Annotated in this window: 14 protein-coding genes and 1 pseudogene; 12 read left to right on the top strand and 3 right to left on the bottom strand. The window is 62.0% G+C overall.

Going from position 1 to position 16,251, the window contains the following annotated elements; all coding sequences use genetic code 11:
* Both DV532_RS12750 and DV532_RS12745 read left to right on the top strand, forming a co-directional pair.
* Positions 1–1,563, top strand: a complete 1,563-nt coding sequence (locus DV532_RS12750) for a Wzz/FepE/Etk N-terminal domain-containing protein (RefSeq protein ID WP_056804184.1) — start codon at positions 1–3, stop codon at positions 1,561–1,563.
* Positions 1,564–1,574: 11 nt separating this feature from the next.
* Positions 1,575–2,381 (top strand): CpsD/CapB family tyrosine-protein kinase, encoded by an 807-nt coding sequence (locus DV532_RS12745; protein ID WP_056804187.1) that lies wholly within the window; start codon positions 1,575–1,577, stop codon positions 2,379–2,381.
* Positions 2,382–2,520: 139 nt separating this feature from the next.
* Here DV532_RS12745 and galE read toward each other — a convergent pair whose 3' ends face one another.
* The 3 genes from galE to DV532_RS12730 form a co-directional block, all read right to left on the bottom strand.
* Positions 2,521–3,495 carry a UDP-glucose 4-epimerase GalE gene (gene galE, locus DV532_RS12740; RefSeq protein WP_056804190.1) on the bottom strand — a complete coding sequence of 325 codons (975 nt, stop codon included), beginning with the start codon at positions 3,493–3,495 and terminating at the stop codon, positions 2,521–2,523.
* A 109-nt stretch (positions 3,496–3,604) separates the two neighbouring features.
* On the bottom strand, positions 3,605–6,226 hold the full coding sequence (locus DV532_RS12735) for a cellulase family glycosylhydrolase (RefSeq protein ID WP_372339970.1): 2,622 nt from the start codon (positions 6,224–6,226) through the stop codon (positions 3,605–3,607).
* Positions 6,226–7,752, bottom strand: a complete 1,527-nt coding sequence (locus DV532_RS12730) for an O-antigen ligase (protein ID WP_056804195.1) — start codon at positions 7,750–7,752, stop codon at positions 6,226–6,228. Before DV532_RS12730 ends, DV532_RS12735 begins: the two co-directional genes overlap by 1 nt.
* 312 nt (positions 7,753–8,064) lie before the next feature.
* Between DV532_RS12730 and DV532_RS12725 the strand changes: the two genes are divergently transcribed.
* From DV532_RS12725 to DV532_RS12680, 10 genes and pseudogenes are all read left to right on the top strand, one after another.
* On the top strand, positions 8,065–8,211 hold the full coding sequence (locus tag DV532_RS12725) for a hypothetical protein (RefSeq protein WP_236707547.1): 147 nt from the start codon (positions 8,065–8,067) through the stop codon (positions 8,209–8,211).
* Positions 8,208–9,674, top strand: coding sequence for an FAD-dependent oxidoreductase (locus DV532_RS12720; RefSeq protein WP_056804197.1), 1,467 nt, complete (start codon positions 8,208–8,210; stop codon positions 9,672–9,674). Before DV532_RS12725 ends, DV532_RS12720 begins: the two co-directional genes overlap by 4 nt.
* Before the next feature lie 105 nt (positions 9,675–9,779).
* Entirely contained in the window at positions 9,780–10,397 is a 618-nt protein-coding gene (locus DV532_RS12715) for an acyltransferase (protein ID WP_056804200.1), read from the top strand.
* A complete protein-coding gene (locus tag DV532_RS12710) occupies positions 10,390–11,346 on the top strand; it encodes a glycosyltransferase family 2 protein (RefSeq protein ID WP_056804204.1) in 957 nt (318 codons plus the stop codon). Before DV532_RS12715 ends, DV532_RS12710 begins: the two co-directional genes overlap by 8 nt.
* 8 nt (positions 11,347–11,354) lie before the next feature.
* Positions 11,355–11,879 carry a serine O-acetyltransferase gene (locus DV532_RS12705; protein WP_056804207.1) on the top strand — a complete coding sequence of 175 codons (525 nt, stop codon included), beginning with the start codon at positions 11,355–11,357 and terminating at the stop codon, positions 11,877–11,879.
* Positions 11,880–11,884: 5 nt separating this feature from the next.
* A complete protein-coding gene (locus tag DV532_RS12700) occupies positions 11,885–12,862 on the top strand; it encodes a glycosyltransferase family 2 protein (RefSeq protein WP_056804210.1) in 978 nt (325 codons plus the stop codon).
* 5 nt (positions 12,863–12,867) lie between these two features.
* Positions 12,868–13,035: pseudogene (locus DV532_RS30910) on the top strand (DUF535 domain-containing protein); the annotation flags it as partial.
* A 37-nt stretch (positions 13,036–13,072) separates the two neighbouring features.
* Positions 13,073–14,275 carry a glycosyltransferase family 4 protein gene (locus DV532_RS12690; RefSeq protein WP_056804213.1) on the top strand — a complete coding sequence of 401 codons (1,203 nt, stop codon included), beginning with the start codon at positions 13,073–13,075 and terminating at the stop codon, positions 14,273–14,275.
* A complete protein-coding gene (locus tag DV532_RS12685) occupies positions 14,272–15,459 on the top strand; it encodes a glycosyltransferase family 2 protein (RefSeq protein ID WP_056804218.1) in 1,188 nt (395 codons plus the stop codon). Before DV532_RS12690 ends, DV532_RS12685 begins: the two co-directional genes overlap by 4 nt.
* Entirely contained in the window at positions 15,459–16,217 is a 759-nt protein-coding gene (locus DV532_RS12680; RefSeq protein ID WP_056804222.1) for a WecB/TagA/CpsF family glycosyltransferase, read from the top strand. The genes DV532_RS12685 and DV532_RS12680 overlap by 1 nt, the downstream gene beginning before the upstream one ends.
* The last annotated feature ends 34 nt before the right edge of the window (positions 16,218–16,251 follow it).

Raw genomic sequence — 16,251 nt, 5'->3', positions numbered from 1 at the left:
ATGAAGTCTGACTACGAGCTTTCTCTCAGAGATTACATCGCCATTATCAAGGACAGGGCCCTGTTATTAGGGGGAAGCATCGTAGTCATCCTGGCCGCGACCGTGGCTGTCGCTGTAACGGTGCCGCCGATCTACCAGTCGACCGGCACCATCCTGGTGGAATCGCAGCAAATTTCGCCTGAGCTGGTATCGACCAACAACACCAGCTTTGCCGATGAGCGCATCGAGGTGATTCGCCAGCGGGTAATGACCCGCGAGAACCTGCTGCGCATCATTGACAAGTACAACCTGTTCGCCGACAAGCGCTTCAGCGAAAGCGACAAGATCGAGCACATGCGCACTGCCGTGGTGGTCGAGACCCTTACCACCTATGTGCGCGGGCGCGGTGAAGCGACCGTGGCATTCAATGTGTCCTTCGAGCACAAGCAACCGGAAGTGGCCAAGGAAGTCGCCGACGAACTGGTGACGCTGTTCCTCAACGAGAACCTCAGGCAGCGTACCGAACGGGCCAACGAAACCACCGAGTTCCTCACGCAAGAGGCGAACAAGCTGGGGGCTGAGCTGGCCAGCCTGGAAAACCAGCTGGCGGACTTCAAGCAGGCCCATGCCAATGCCTTGCCCGAGCACCAGACCCTGCGCATGAACATGCTGTCGCGCTCGGAACTGGAATTCCGCGAAGTCGACCGAGATTACAAGGCCGCGCAGGAAGAACTGCGTTACCTGGAACTGGAACTGTCCGCGGCCAATGCCGGGCTGGCCACCAAGGCCGCCGATGGTGGCAGACCGGCCAGTGTCGACCAGCCCCAGGACCTGCCCAGCCTGAAGGCCGAGTATGCCCGGTTGCTCAGCCGCTACAAGGAAGCCCACCCCGATGTACTGGCGGTAAAGCGCAGAATCCAGGCGCTCGAAGCCGGTGGCAATCGCACGGCAGCAGTCTCCACGGTCAGCCTTGACGTTGCCCGCGTGCGGGCCAAGATTAGCGCGGCACAGGAGCGCATCGCTTCGCTGGCCGAGCAAAAGCGTGAGTTGACCCGAAAGATGGAAGGCTACGAGACCGAGATCCTCGAGGCGCCGCAGGTCGAGCGCGGCCTGGTGACGCTGATGCGTGACCACGACAACGCGCGCAAGAAGTACGAGGAAATCCGCGCCAAGGAAATGGGCGCGAAGATTACCGAAAGCCTGGAGCAGGAGAACAAGGCTGAGCGCTTCGTGCTGCTGGAGCCACCGCTGATGCCCGAAAAACCGATCAAGCCCAACCGCAAGAAAATCGCCGCGCTGGGCTTGGTGCTGGCACCGGCCGGTGGCGGTGCACTGGTGATGTTGCTGGAAATGTTCAACCAGCGCATTCGCGGTGTCGGGGCTTTGGAAAACCTGCTGGGCAAACGGGTGCTGGCGGCAGTGCCCTACATCGAGACCAAAGCTGACGTGGCCAGACGCAAGCGTTGGCGCAATGGTTTGATCCTGGCGGCACTGGCACTGGCGGCTATCATGGTGGTGCTGGTGCACGTGTTGTACATGCCATTGGATGTGCTGTTGTTCAAAGTCATGTCTCGGTTTGCATAGGGAACGCAGTGATGGACAGGACCAAGCCGGCTGTTGGCAATAATCTTCATCAGGTTACCCCGGGCACCCCACAGGCGCTGTCACCCGCACCGGGTACAGCGCTGGCGGAGGTGCCAGGCCAGTTCGATTACGTGAACACCAAGGTGGTGTCGCTGCACGCCGAGCACCTGGAACGCCACCGTATCGTGGCCTACAACAAGAACTCCCACATGAACGGGCCGATCGACCTGCTGCGCACGCAAGTGCTCAGGATCATGGACGAGAACGGCTGGCGTACCCTTGCGATCACTTCGCCAACGCCTGAAGCGGGCAAGACGGTGCTGGCGATCAATCTGGCCATGAGCATCGCCCACCACACCACCAAGACCGCGTTGCTGGTGGACTTTGACCTGCGTCGGCCCAAGGTCGGCAGCAGCCTGGGCCTGCCCATGGACCAAGCGCTTAACGAGTTTCTGACGGACCAGGCCGAGCTGCAAGACTGCCTGGTCAACCCCACCTTACCCCGGTTCGTGGTGCTGCCGACGCGGGTGCCGGTGCCGTTGTCTACTGAAACGCTGTCGTCGCCCAAGGTGAACAACCTGATCGGCGAACTGCGCAACCGCTACGAGTCGCGCATCTGCATTTTCGATTTGCCGCCATTGCTTAGCTCTGACGATGCGATCACTGTGATACCCAAGTTCGACTGTGTGTTACTGGTGGTGGCCAACGGCATGAACAACAAGAAGGAAATCGAAGATTGCCTGCATCACCTAGCCAGGGTGAATTTGGTCGGTACGGTGTTGAACAAGGCCGACGAGCAGCCACGGACTTATTACTAGGGCCGGATATTCTAGGGCTGCAGCGCAGCCCATCGTGACGCAAGGCCGCTGCTACAGCTACAGCGTAAATCTCGACCATTACGCTGTCGCTGTAGCAGCGGCCTTGCGTCGCGATGGGGCGCAAAGCGCCCCCAACATTTCAGCCTTGGCGCATCACCCACGGATACTGCAACTCCCATTGCCAGGCATGCCGCACAATCTGCTCCAGTGAGGCAAATTCTGGCCGCCAGCCCAGCACCCGCATGGCCTTGCTGGCGTCTGCCACCAGCCTGGGCGGGTCGCCGGCGCGGCGTGGGGCATCGAGCGCATGGATTTGCCGGCCGGTCACCGCCCTGGCCGTATCGATCACCTGTTGCACCGAAAAGCCCAAGCCATTGCCTAGGTTGAACGCGGCACGTTCGCCACCTGCCAACAGGTACTCCACCGCCAGCGCATGGGCCGCAGCCAAATCCGCTACGTGCACGTAGTCGCGTATACAGGTGCCATCGGGCGTGTCGTAGTCGCGGCCAAACACCGTCACCGCCTCGCGCCGTCCCGAAGCGGCCTGCAGGATCAGGGGGATCAAGTGGGTTTCTGGGTCATGCCGCTCGCCCAGTTGGCCTTGCGGGTCTGCACCCGCCGCATTGAAGTAGCGCAGGCATACTGACTTCAAGCCATAGGCCCGGTCGAAGTCTTCGAGAATCTGCTCGACCATCCATTTGCTCAACCCATAAGGGTTGATTGGCTCTTTGTCATGCGCTTCGTCGATAGGCACATAGTGCGGGTTACCGTAAACGGCAGCGCTGGAAGAAAACACCAGCCGTTTGATACCCGCATTGACCATGGCCTGCAGGAGAGTAAGCGTGGCCGCGACATTGTTTTGGTAGTACTTGCCGGGCACGCTGACCGATTCGCCCACCTGGATGAACGAGGCAAAGTGGAATACGGCATCGAAGTGGCAAACGCCAAACAGTACATCCAGGGCAGCCTCGTCGGCGATGTCCAATTTGGCCCACTGGATGCCGGGGCCGGGCGAGACCAGGTCCGCCACCACCACCTCATGGCCGGCACCCAGCAGGTGCTTGACCATGTGTGAGCCAATGTAGCCTGCGCCGCCTACAACCAAAAACTTCATCCATGCCTCCTGGACTTCGCTGTTGTACAGCCGCAGTGAATCATCCCTGGTCAAGGCCGGGCGAGTGCTTCAGCTACAGGTCTGTTGTGAGGGTAGATGGCCACATGCCCTATTTCAAGAACAGCCAGTTGGACATGTACTTGCCATCGAACGTAATACGGTAAGCCCCGTCTTGGTAGGCCGCTGACAGCGGCTTCAATTGCGCCTGGGCATCCCGGGCAAACAGCTGCAGGCCGGCGGGCGCCTTGATGGTCAACGTGCCTGCAAGCGGCTCGACGGTGAACGGTGTCTTGTAATCGGCCTTGGGCATGGCACGGGTACCCAGCGACACCAACAGTTGGCGCGACTGGCCCAAGGGTTGGCCATCCAGGCTTTGCACCACGACGCTGGCGTACGGCGTTTGTGCCTGCACCTGGATGGCCGCTAGGTTGATCGAGCGGCCACCCAGCCAGCCGGTGGCGGCCTGGGTCAGCGCGGTGTCGATGGTGTAGATGCCCTGTTGCCAGTTGCGCTTCAGTTGGCCGGTGTCGGTGACCGATTCTGTGGCGTCGGCGGCCAGCAGTGATTGCCCTGGGTCCTGCAGCACCTGCGCATCGGCCGGGATGGCGGCGGGTTTCAGCCAGGGCAGCTCCGGTGTCTGCGGCAGGGCGATCTGCAGTTGGCCTTTTTCCATGGCCGTGCGCAGCAGCGGCGAGTTGCGCGGGGTGATTGCTTGGTTGTATAGCGTGGCTGGCGTTGGTGCGAACACATAGCGGGTGGTGGCCGGCTTCACATCCGCACGGCGATAGAGCAGGGCGGCCGCGGGCAAGGTAGCGATCATCGCCGGGTCGTTGTAGGCATGCCAGTTATCCGCCGTGCGCCAACCGGGATTGAAGGCCTGCTGGCTGTAGGCATACTGCATCATCGCGTCCCAGCCCTGGTGGCTGGCGGTGCCGGCCACATACAGCGGCAGCGAGTGGCGGTCGGGCAGGGGAAACGGCTCGGCGTTCCACTCGGTAACGGTCAGCGGTTTGCCAACCACCTGGGCGGCGGCCAGCCAGTCGATCATGCCGTCGCTGGTCAGTGGGTTTTTCTCCAGCTGGCCATTGGCACCATAGCTGTGGGCATCGATCACATCGCCTGCGGTCAGTGCTGGCAGCGCACTCAGGCCATTGCCACCCCAGGTGCTGGTAGTGGCGATCGGTACTTTCACCCCCAGGCTGCGCAGGTGCGCGATCATGTCGGCGTTGAAGCGTTGCTCCAGGTCATTCAGGAACAGCTTCGACGGGCCATGCTCCCAGGCACGCCAGGTAAGGTCGGCGGGCAGGTTGTGCTGCCGGGCGAAGGCCTTGGCCGCATCCATGTACCGCTGGCTGTGGCGGGGTACGTTCTTGTCCGGCAACAGGGCGTTGCCAAAATGCTGGGTAAGGTCGTTTTCGTTGGTGAGCAACACCGCCGCGATGGCCGGCTCGTCCTTGTAGGCCAGGCCGGTGTTGGGGTTAACGTGGGTCAGGTACTGCTCGGCAAAGCGCTTCATCGCCTGTTGGATGCTGCGGTTCACATAGGCGTAACCCTTCAGGTCGACGTGGCTCGCGCCCTTGGCCAGTTCGTTGAAATCGTCGATGTTGTCATTGGCGGTAAGCGCCCGCTGCACGTGCATGTCCAGCCAGATATAGATGCCTTCGTCCTTGAGTGCCTTGACCCACAGGTCGAGCTTGCGCAGCGACTCGGCGCTGAGCTGCTGGGTATCGCGCACCAGGGTGCCGTCGCCGAACACGTTCGGGCTGACCCAGGGCGAGTCGTGGTGGTGCAGGCGCACCAGGTTGAAACCCAGTGCCGATAGGCGTTTGGCTTGCTGGCGGATCTCTTCGTCGGGGCTCTTGAACAACGAATAGGCCGACAAGTTAGTGCCCCAGAAGCGCACCGGGGTGTTGTCCTCGAACACCAGTTGCTCGCCAACGGCCTTGACGAAACCACGCTTGCCGGCAGGTTTTTCCGGGGCATTGAGGAACGACAGGTCGACCGGTGAGGTACGCCAATCCAGTTGATCGTCGGGCCAACTGGCGGGGTCGGCCAAGCCGAAGCGTTCGCTGGGCGTAGGGCCCAGGTCGATGTCGCCGGTAATGTTCAGCACCGCCTTGATCTGCTGCCGGCCTGCGTTAATGGGGTCCTTGTAGATGAACGCACGGAGTTCGGACGGGTTGTTGCGCTCGAAATATACGTTAGCCAGCGGTGGGTCGAAGCGCATCTCGATGCGCCGGCCCTGGTCAGCCTTGCCCCACGACCAGCCGCGGTTACCGGGCAGCAACTGTGGGGCGCCCATGGCCCCGGCAATGGCGACCGGGTCGAACTGGAACACCATGCCGCCGCCCATTACCCCGGCCTGGCGGCTGTGGGCGTCGAGGTCGAAGGCCCAGCTCAGGGTTTGCGCCTGCTCCTTGCGGATATCCGCCGTTAGGTCGAAGTCCAGCGCTTTGTTCTTGCCCTGCAACGTGTAGGCGAAGGGGCCATTGACCTTGAATGTGGTTTCGAAGCCCGTCCAGCTCCAATTGGCTGCCCAGAAGTCGAACTTAGCTTGCATCACCGGCCCACCGCCGTGGGTCACCATGGGTAGGCCATTCTGTTCATCGACACTGACCTGCCATTCCGAGGCCCAGCTGGCCCACGGCAGCACGGCCAGGCCAGCAATGGCCGAAACCCGCAGCAGGGTTTGAATACCTGAGCGGCGCAGGGTGAGCACGTTCATAGACATTACCTGGGTTGAAGACCGGTTTCGGCAAGCTCGGGGGCCTGGCTGTCGTGAAGCCTGCGGACCATCTGGATATAGGCCACGCCCACCCCAGCGACAGTCCAGTACACCACCGGGATGAAGCTGATGCTGCTGACGGTAAAGATGATCACCAGAATACCGATTAGGGTTGCCAGTAATACCCGGCCAAGCTGGCGTCGTTCGTCGTCCCTGTCGGGGAAGCTGTGCATGGCCTTGCGAATGCCGTGCAGTACCGTGGCGAAGAACGCCACGAACAGGCCGAGGCCGACCAGCCCAACCCGCAGTGCCAGGTTGATATAGGTGTTGACGATGTCGATGATGCCTTCACCCTGGATCATCGATTGCATTTCGGGCGTGTTGCGGAAGTCGAACGAGCCAAACAGCGGGTTTTGCTGGATGACAATCCACGAATTGTCCATCAGCCGTTCGCGGTAGGTGATGTTTTCTTTTTCCAGGTTGCCAATGAACGGCAGCAGGTCCAGTACCTTGTCACCACCAGGCACGGCGGCCAGCAAGGGTAGGGCCAGCACGCCGGCCGCCGCGAGCAGCGCCAGGCGCCTGACCGCCCCCTTGCCCAGGGCAATGAACACCACCACGATGACCACGGTGCCGATCCACGGGCCACGGGACAGCGGCGCGAACAACCCGGCAGCCAGCAGCAGGGCGCCCATCGCCCGGTGCAGTGGGCGGCGCACATAACCCTGGACGAACAAGAACAAACCAATCGCCACGCTCATCACATAGCCCAGCGCAATGGCTTGCCCGGTGGTGACGCTGGCGCGCAGCGAACCGCCACGGCTGAGGTAGCCGGACATGCTCCACGGCACGCCCATGGCGTCGATCAGGGCGCTGTACAGCAGCCAGTGACGCACGTACTCGGCAACGCCAATCAGGGCCAGCACGAAGGAAGCAAGGACGAAGGCCAGCAGGGCGTCCTTGAAGTCGCTGATGTGGCGCAGGCCACGGCTGGCGACGTAATACGGCAGGAATACATCGACATACAAGTACAGCGTCTGGCGCAGGGTGTCGGTCAGCGTGGTTTCGCGCAGGTACAGCACGCTCATCAGCAGCAGCGCCGCCGCCAGTAGTTTGTCGGGCCAAGTGCGGCCAAAGCGCAGGTTGTCGCCTTGCCGGCGCAGGGCAAGGGCCGCCGGCAACAGTACGCACAGGGTTAGCAGGCGGATATGGTTGAGATCGACCAGGTAATTGACCACGCCAAACCCTGGCACCTGTACCGCAGCCGGCGGGATCAGGAACAGCAGCATGTAAAACAGCGCCATGGGGTTGTGCTCGCGGCGCCCGGCGATGTACAGGATGACGGCGCCTGCGCCCAGGTACAGCCAGAAACTGTGCGAGGCAAAGGCCAGCACGGTGAGCAGGAACCACAGATTGCGCCGGCGCTTGAAGTCGCCCAGCGGAATCAGGTCGGTGGCAGGCCGCCGCGCCAGCAGGAACACCACGCTTGCCAAAAACAGGATGACGATCAACGCACGGAAATGTTCAGGCATCGGCTATGTACACCTTTCCCTTGGTGGGCAACGGCTAGCATCGTGGCTAATTGAAACTATAGTGACTTTTAGCTAATCAGTCAGAGATTGAAGTCATGCCGTCGATTGATAGGTCAGCCACCGTTAGCCCGCTGCTGGCGATTTTTCCTCTGCCGCTCTACACATTGCGCTATATCTTGGCTCATCAGGCTGCTGACAGCTGTTTTCAACGGGCTGTGCTGCGGGTTGCTGCGTGAAACTTTTAAAGGTACAGGTCTCGGGATCATGGGCAAGCTTACATTTTGTACTGCGCAAACAGGTCGTAGAGGCTTTTTGCAGAGTTGTATCTTGCTGGGCGTTGGTGGCGTGGTGTTCGGTGGCGCAGCGGTGGTAGCGCGCCAACCTGCCGCCAGGTCTGAATTCGTGGTGATCAACGGCTGGGTATTGCCGTCCCGTTACTTCCGGAACGAGCGAGCATGATCAAGGATTATCAACAGCAGAAGGCACTGCGCGACGATTACGATGTCTGCATCATTGGTGCCGGCCCGGCAGGTATCACCCTGGGCCTGCGCTTGGCTGCCGCCGGCTGGAACGTACTGCTCGCCGAAGGCGGGGGGCGTGAGTACTCGCCGCACTCGCAAGGGTTGTACGCTTGCGCATCCACCGGCCTGGAACTGTATGCCGAGGAGACTCGCCTGCGTTACCTGGGCGGCACCTCCAACCATTGGGCGGGCCGTTGCCGGCCATTCACACCTTCCGATTTCACCATTGCCCCTCCAGGCGACTTGCCGGGCTGGCCTATACCGTACACCGAGATCGAAGGCTACCTGCCGGCGGCCATGGATATTGTCGACCTGCCGCCCGGGGCGGATTTCCGTGCAATGAACACCGGCCTCAACGGCGGCGACTTCGAGCCTGACCGCTTTCTGCTCAGCCCGCCCACGCGTTTCGCGCAAAAATACGCCACGGCGCTGGAACAGACCAAAGGCTTGGATGTGTTCATCAACTGCAACTGCGTGGACCTTGAGTTCGACGAGGCATCCGGCCACCTGGCTGCGGTGGTCCTGTCGGACTACGCGCGCAATCGTCAGCGCCTGGTGGCCAGGCATTTCATCCTGGCCACGGGTGCCATCGAGAATGCCCGGCAACTGCTCAACAGTGAATCGCTACGCGCAGCCGGCGTGGTGAGCAAGGACGGGTTGGTAGGGGGCTGCTTCATGGAGCACCTGAATATCGACTTGGGTACCTTCATTCTCAAGTCCGGGCAGGACCCTGAGCAGCGCCAGTACTACACCACCGATGAGTTCGTCGCCGAGTACAAAGCTGGTAAAGGCAATATCACCGCCACTTTGCTGGCAGAAGTGCAGACTTATGGGCGTACTGCCGAGGTCAAGCATTTTCTCGAGAGCCTCGCGTGCGACATGGGCATCGCCAGCAAGGTGGAATTCGTCGCCAAATTCAGCTGCCCGGGTGACGGCGTGATCAGCACTATGATCGAGCAGTTTCCCAACCTGCACAGCCGTATTTCGCTGCTGGACGAGAAGGATCAACTGGGCGTGGCCAAGGTCAACGTCAATTGGGCGTTGACAGCCGATGACCGCCACACCATCAAGTGCATCGGCAGCGAGCTGGCCAAACAGTTTGCCGACATGGACCTGGGTTTCGTCAAGCTCAACGACTTTGTCTATGACACCTCGATACCGCTGAGAATGGCACCGCATGCCCACCATATGGGTACCACGCGCATGGCGGCCTCGGCGCAGTTCGGCGTAGTCGATGCCAACTGCAAGGTGTTTGGCACCGAAAACCTGTATGTCGCAGGCAGTAGCATCTTCGCCACGGGCGGCGCTTCCAACCCGACCATGCCACTGCTGCAGTTTGCCGTGCGCCTGGCCGACCACCTCAATGCCAAGATGGCCGCGGCCAGGGGGGCAGTGGCGTGATGCAAGGTGTACACGGGTGAGTGCATAACGGTCGGCACCTACAAGAACAAGACCGCTTGCACCTCAAGGACAATCCACATCGATGTGATTGCGAGGCCACTTAGCATGAAGGGATGGATACGCAGTGCAGTGAAGCATTATGTGCAGGCGACGGGGAGAGCAAGCGCGTTCTACAAGAAGTACTGCAACCCTTCGGGGCTGGAGTGGGGCGCCTACCTGACGCGCTGGGGGGGCTTTCACTCTGTGGGTAGCAACTTCTATGTGAACCTGGGTTGCAACATCACTGACCCGTCACTGGTGCGCATTGGCAACAGCGTCGGCTTGTCCGACTGCACCTTGATCGGCCATGACGGCGTGGTGTTGTTGATCGAGCATCGCTTTGGCAGGCACCTGGACTCGGTCGGTTTCATCGATATCAAGGACAACTGCTTCATAGGCCATGGCGCGATCGTCATGCCTCGGGTCACTATCGGGCCTGAATCGATCGTGGCCGCTGGCGCTGTGGTGACCAAAGACGTGCCGCCCGGCACAGTGTATGGCGGTAACCCGGCTACCTTCATCTGCACCACCGATGCGCTGATCGAGCGGGTGGAAGCACGCTGCCAGGCCTACCCCTGGATCGACCTGGTCAGGCAGCGCCAGGGCGCCTATGACCCCGAGATAGAACCGCTGCTGATGGCGCAAAGGCGTCAGTACTTCTTTGGGGACGGAAACAATGGCTAACAAACCGGTTGATGTCATGGTGGTCAACTTCAATACCGCTGCCTTGCTGCAGCCGATGTTCGATGCGCTGCGCCAGGCCGACAGCGAACGGTTGGCCAGTTACCTGGTGGTGGATAACGCCTCGGCCGATGACTCGGTGCAGCGCCTGGCCGAGGTATGCCCGCAAGCGCTGCTACTGAGCAACAAGCAAAACGTGGGGTTTGGCCGCGCCAACAACCAACTGCTGGCGCACCTGAAAGGCAAATACGCCTTGCTGCTGAACACCGATGCCTTCGTCGCCGCCGATTCCCTGCAGAAAACCCTCGACTACATGGACGCCCACCCCGAGTGTGGGGTGCTGGGCGTGCGCCTGGAGGGCCGCGACGGCGACCTGCAGCCCAGCTGCCGCTACTTCCCCACGCCGCTCAATATGTTCGTCGGGCGCACCGGGCTGGCGCGCTTCTTCCCGGGTTTGAAGATGGTCGACGAAATGGACTGGGACCATGCTTCGGTGCGCGAGTGCGACTGGCTGCCTGGCTGTTTCTACCTGGTGCGCCGCGAAGTGCTTGAGCAGGTGGGCCTGTTCGACCCGCGCTACTTCCTTTATTACGAGGAGGTCGACCATTGCAAACGGGTGAAGGCGGCAGGCTGGAAGGTGGTGTTCTACCCGCACACCACGGTGGTGCACATTGGCGGGGAAAGCTCCAAGTCGGTGGCCGAACTGGAGGCAGCCAGCCGGCAGATTTCGTCCTACCAGATCGAGAGTGAGTTGCTGTATTTCCGTAAGCACCACGGGGCGGCAGGGCTGGCCCTGCACATGCTGCTGGTCACGTTGGGCGACCTGGTGCTGGCACTCAAGGCGCTGTTGAAACGACGCGGGTGGGGCGCGATACAGGCCTGCTGGCGTCACTGCCGGGCGACGTGGTCACTGCTGTTCAAGACCCGGTACGCCAGCCAACCGACAAGGTAGGTGAAGCCATGTTCGAGAATATACGTGCCGACCTGCGTGCCCATGGTGGCGATTGGGGCGCCCAGGGCTTCTGGGTGCTGCTGGTGTACCGCTTCGGCCGCTGGCGCTATGGCGTGCGCCCGGCACTGCTGCGCAAGCTGTTTTCGGTGATTTACAGGATCCTGTTCAAGTTCGTGCAGATCATCACGGGCGTAGAACTGCCGTGCGAGGCAGTGATTGGCCGCAACTTCGTCATCGACCATTTTGGCGGCATCGTCATCAGCGGCTATGCCCGGTTTGGCGATGACTGCCGTATCCGCAATGGCGTAGTGGTTGGTTTGAAGAACGTCAACGAACCGATTGCCCCGGTATTTGGCAACAACGTCGATATCGGCACCGGGGCCAAGGTGCTGGGCAGCATCCGCATTGGCAATAACGTCATCATCGGCGCCAATGCCGTGGTGCTGGTGGATGTGCCGGACAACTCGCTGGCGGTAGGGGTACCGGCCACCATCAAGGCCAGGCAAGTGGCCGCCACAGCGTGTGCGGAGTGAGGCCCATGGCGAACGGTATCGGTGTGGTGGTGATCGGCCGTAATGAAGGCCAGCGCCTGGAGCGCTGCCTGCGTTCGCTGGTGCACGGTGCGGACAAGGTCATGTACGTCGATTCGGGCTCTACCGACGGTTCAGTGCAGCTGGCCCAGCGCCTGGGGGTGGAGGTACTGGCGCTGGACATGGGCATCCCGTTCACCGCCGCGCGGGCTCGTAACGAAGGCTTTGCCGCGTTGCAGAGGCTACTGCCATCGATGCGCCTGGTGCAATTCGTCGATGGCGATTGTGAGGTGGAGGGTGGCTGGTTGGCCACCGCGCAGGCGTTTCTCGACGGCCATGCCGAGGTGGCGGTGGTGTGCGGCCGCCGGCGTGAGCGCTTCCCCCAGCGGTCGGTGTACAACCTGCTGTGCGACCTGGAATGGGATACCCCCATCGGTGAGGCCAAGGCGTGCGGCGGCGATGCGCTGATGCGGGTAGACGCCTTTGCCGCCGTCGGCGGTTTCCGCCCTGACCTGATTGCCGGTGAGGAGCCGGAGTTGTGCGTGCGCTTGCGAGCGAAGGGCTGGAAGGTCTGGCGCCTGGCTGCCGAGATGACCTTGCATGACGCGGCAATGACCCGTTTCAGCCAATGGTGGCGGCGCAGCCTGCGTGCCGGCCATGCCTATGCAGAGGGGGCTTACCTGCATGGTCAGCCGCCGGAGCGGCACTGGCTGCGCGAGTCGCGGCGGGCTTGGCTGTGGGGCCTGGGCATCCCCATAGTGGTGCTGCTGGCGTGTGTGCTGCTGGGTGGCTGGGGCCTGCTGTTGCTGTTGGTCTACCCACTACAGGCGGTACGCCTGGCCTGCCGCGGTGGTAAATCGGCGCGGGAGAACTGGCTACGGGCGGTGTTCCTGGTGTTGGGTAAGTTCCCGGAAATGCTCGGGCAGTTGAAGTTTTTGCGCCACCGCTTCGCGGCCGGCAAGGCGGCTTTGATCGAATACAAGTGAGAAACCGGCGTCGCCAGGCGTTGCTCGACGATGTTTTTGCCCGCTTGCAGGCATATTGCCAGGCAGTGGTCTCAACCTTGGACTACAAGGGAAACAGGGGGATGCATTTGCTAAGTGCATCGACAGTGAACAAACCGCCAGTAGTCAACAGCCTGACGTCAAGGGCTGCATGAGTGGTTTGTCATCAAGCGGGTTTGGATTTGGATTCGTATGCGCATCGCTTACTTCATCAATCAGTACCCGAAGGTCAGCCACAGCTTCATACGCCGTGAGATCTTGGCGCTGGAGCGGCAAGGGGTAGAGGTGCAGCGCATCGCCCTGCGGGGCTGGGATGCCGAGCTGCAGGATGCCGAGGACGCTACCGAACGGGGCAAGACTCGCTATGTGCTGCAAGGTGGCCTGAAGGGTTTGCTGACACCCACCTGGCAGGTGCTGTGTGCACAACCGCAACAATTTTTCCAAGCGCTGTGGCTGGCCCTGCGCCTTGGCCTGCGGGCCGACCGCGCCTGGCCCTATCACCTGGTCTATCTGGCCGAGGCCTGCCAGCTGCGGCAGTGGTTGCACGCCAGTGAGGCGCAACACGTGCACGCCCATTTTGGCACCAACTCCACCGAAGTGGTGATGCTGGCCAACGTGCTGGGCGGGCCGGCGTACAGCTTTACCGTGCACGGGCCTGAAGAGTTCGACAAGCCGCAGTTCCTGCACATGGGGGAAAAGGTAAAGCGTGCCGCCTTTGTCGCGGCGGTAAGCTCCTACGGGCGCAGCCAGCTGTTTCGCTGGGTGGCGCACGACCACTGGGCCAAGGTCAAGGTGGTGCATTGTGGGCTGGAGCGCAGCTTCCATGAAGTGCCGTCGGTCAGCGTGCCTGCCGCGCCGCGCCTGGTGTGTGTGGGCCGCTTGTGCGAACAAAAAGGCCAGCTGTTGTTGCTTGAGGCCGCGCAGATACTGGCCGCCCAGTCAATTGCCTTTGAGCTGGTGCTGGCCGGCGACGGTGAAATGCGTGAGCAGATCGAGGCGTTGATTACCCGGCACGGCTTGCAGCAGCAGGTGCGCATCACCGGCTGGATCAGCAGCGCACAGGTGCGCGAGGAAATCCTCGCCGCCCGCGCGCTGGTGCTGCCCAGCTTTGCCGAGGGCTTGCCGGTGGTGATCATGGAGGCCATGGCGTTGCGCCGGCCAGTGCTGACCACCTATGTGGCGGGCATCCCCGAGCTGGTGCGGCCGGGCGAGAACGGCTGGTTGTTCCCTGCCGGCGCCGTGGACGAGCTGGCGGCGGCCATGGCCGACTGCCTGGCACAACCCGTCGAGGTGCTGCAGGCCATGGGTGAGGCGGCCTACCAACGCGTTCTGCATCGGCATGATATCGACACCGAAGCGGCCAGGTTGGCCGGCTACTTCAAGGCATACGCATGATAAGTGTATTGGGATGGTTACTGGGCCTGGTGGCGGTCATCGCCCTTGTCCCTGTGTCAGTATTTTTCGCGCAAGTGCTACTGGCTTGCTTGCCGGCACGTGCACGGGCACTGCCCCAGGGTGGGCGCCCGTCAGTAGCCATATTGGTGCCTGCGCATGACGAGGCGTCGATCATCGGCGCAACGCTGGCAAGCATTTGCCCGCAGTTGCAAGAGGGGGACCGCCTGCTGGTGGTGGCCGACAACTGCACCGATGACACCGCGCGGTTGGCCAGCGCGGCCGGCGCCGAAGTTATCGAGCGCCATGACGCCCTGTTGCGCGGCAAGGGCTATGCACTGGATTTTGGCGTACGGCACTTGGCGCAGCAGCCACCGGACGTAGTGATCGTGGTGGATGCCGACTGCCAGGTGGCCGAGGGGGCAATCGACCGCCTGGCCCGCCGCTACCGCGAAGTCGCACGGCCGGTGCAGTCGCTGTACCTGATGCGGGCACCTGCCGGCGCCGGTTTGAAAGTGCAGGTGGCCGAGTTTGCCTGGCGCGTGAAAAACCTGGTACGCCCGCGTGGCTGGACCCGGCTGGGCCTGCCTTGCCAATTGATGGGCGCCGGCATGGCGTTTGGCTGGCGCGACCTGGCGATGGTCAACCTGGCCAATGGTCACCTGGTCGAAGACATAAAGCTGGGCCTGGACCTTTGCCAGCAGGGTAAGGCGCCGGTGTTCTGCCCGGAGGCTCTGGTTACCAGCCAGTTTCCCGCCAGCCAGCAAGGCTTGAACAGCCAGCGCACTCGTTGGGAGCACGGCCACCTGGGGCTGATACTGGCCGATGCGCCCAAGCGTGCGCTGGCGGCGCTGAAAGCGCGCAACGGCAGCCTGCTGGCCATGACCCTGGACCTGCTGGTGCCCCCGCTGGCGTTGCTGGTGCTGGCCTTGATCGGCCTTAACCTGGTTACCTGGTTGGCGTACCTGTTGTTCGGCCTGGCGGCCCCGGCCTGGATCGCTTTTGCCGCAATGGGCATGCTGGGCCTTGCGGTGTTGCTCGCATGGGTGCGCTTCTGTCGCGAACTGATCCCGTTTTCCGTGCTGTTGTACGCGCCTTTTTACGCGGCCAGAAAGGTCCCCTTGTACTTGGGTTTCCTGATCAAGCGCCAGGTCGAATGGGTGCGTTCGAAACGGGATGATGACTGATGGCTGACTGGCAGTGGCAGCAACGCTGGAAGACCCTTGTCGGCAAGCTCACGGTGGTGGCTGACCAGGCTGCGGCGCAGCACTTGGTCGAGCGCTTGGCCGCCCCGCAAACCGTCACGGTGCTTGGCTTTGTCAATGCCCATGCAATGAACCTGGTGGTGCGCGACGCCGAGTATTGCCAGGCACTGTCTGCAGCCGATGTGCTGCTGCGCGATGGCGCGGGCATGTCGATCCTGTATCGCCGCCTGGGGCTTGAGCCCGGTTTGAACATGAATGGCACCGACTTCATTCCCAGGCTTTTGGCGGCCTACCGTGGGCGAAGGGTGGCGTTCTGGGGCACCCGGCACCCGTACCTGGGCCAGGCTGTGCAGCGCAGTGAAGCCGTGTTCGGGGTGGTGCCGGTGTCGGTTCACGATGGCTTTGCCAGTGTCGAAACCTACCTGCAATTGGCCAGGCAAGAGCAACCCGAACTGATCGTGCTGGGCATGGGCATGCCCAAGCAGGAGGCTGTGGCTGCACGGCTGTCCGCCACTGGCGGGCCGTGCCTGATCGTCTGCGGTGGGGCGATCTTGGATTTTCTCGGCGGCAAGGTCAACCGGGCGCCGGAGTGGCTGCGTCGCTTTGGTGGTGAGTGGCTTTACCGGCTGTTGCGCGAGCCCAAGCGTTTGTTCATGCGTTATGTGGTGGGCAACCCGCTGTTCCTGTTGCGCACGTTGCTATGCCGCCGGGCTGTGGTTTCGGCCAGGCACACCGGATGAATCGGCCAAAACCGACATCGACGATGATTCGGGG

The organism is Pseudomonas sp. Leaf58 (assembly GCF_003627215.1).
GTDB lineage: Bacteria > Pseudomonadota > Gammaproteobacteria > Pseudomonadales > Pseudomonadaceae > Aquipseudomonas.
Note: the sequence above shows the minus strand (reverse complement) of the source record. Positions and strands in the feature narration are given on the sequence as shown.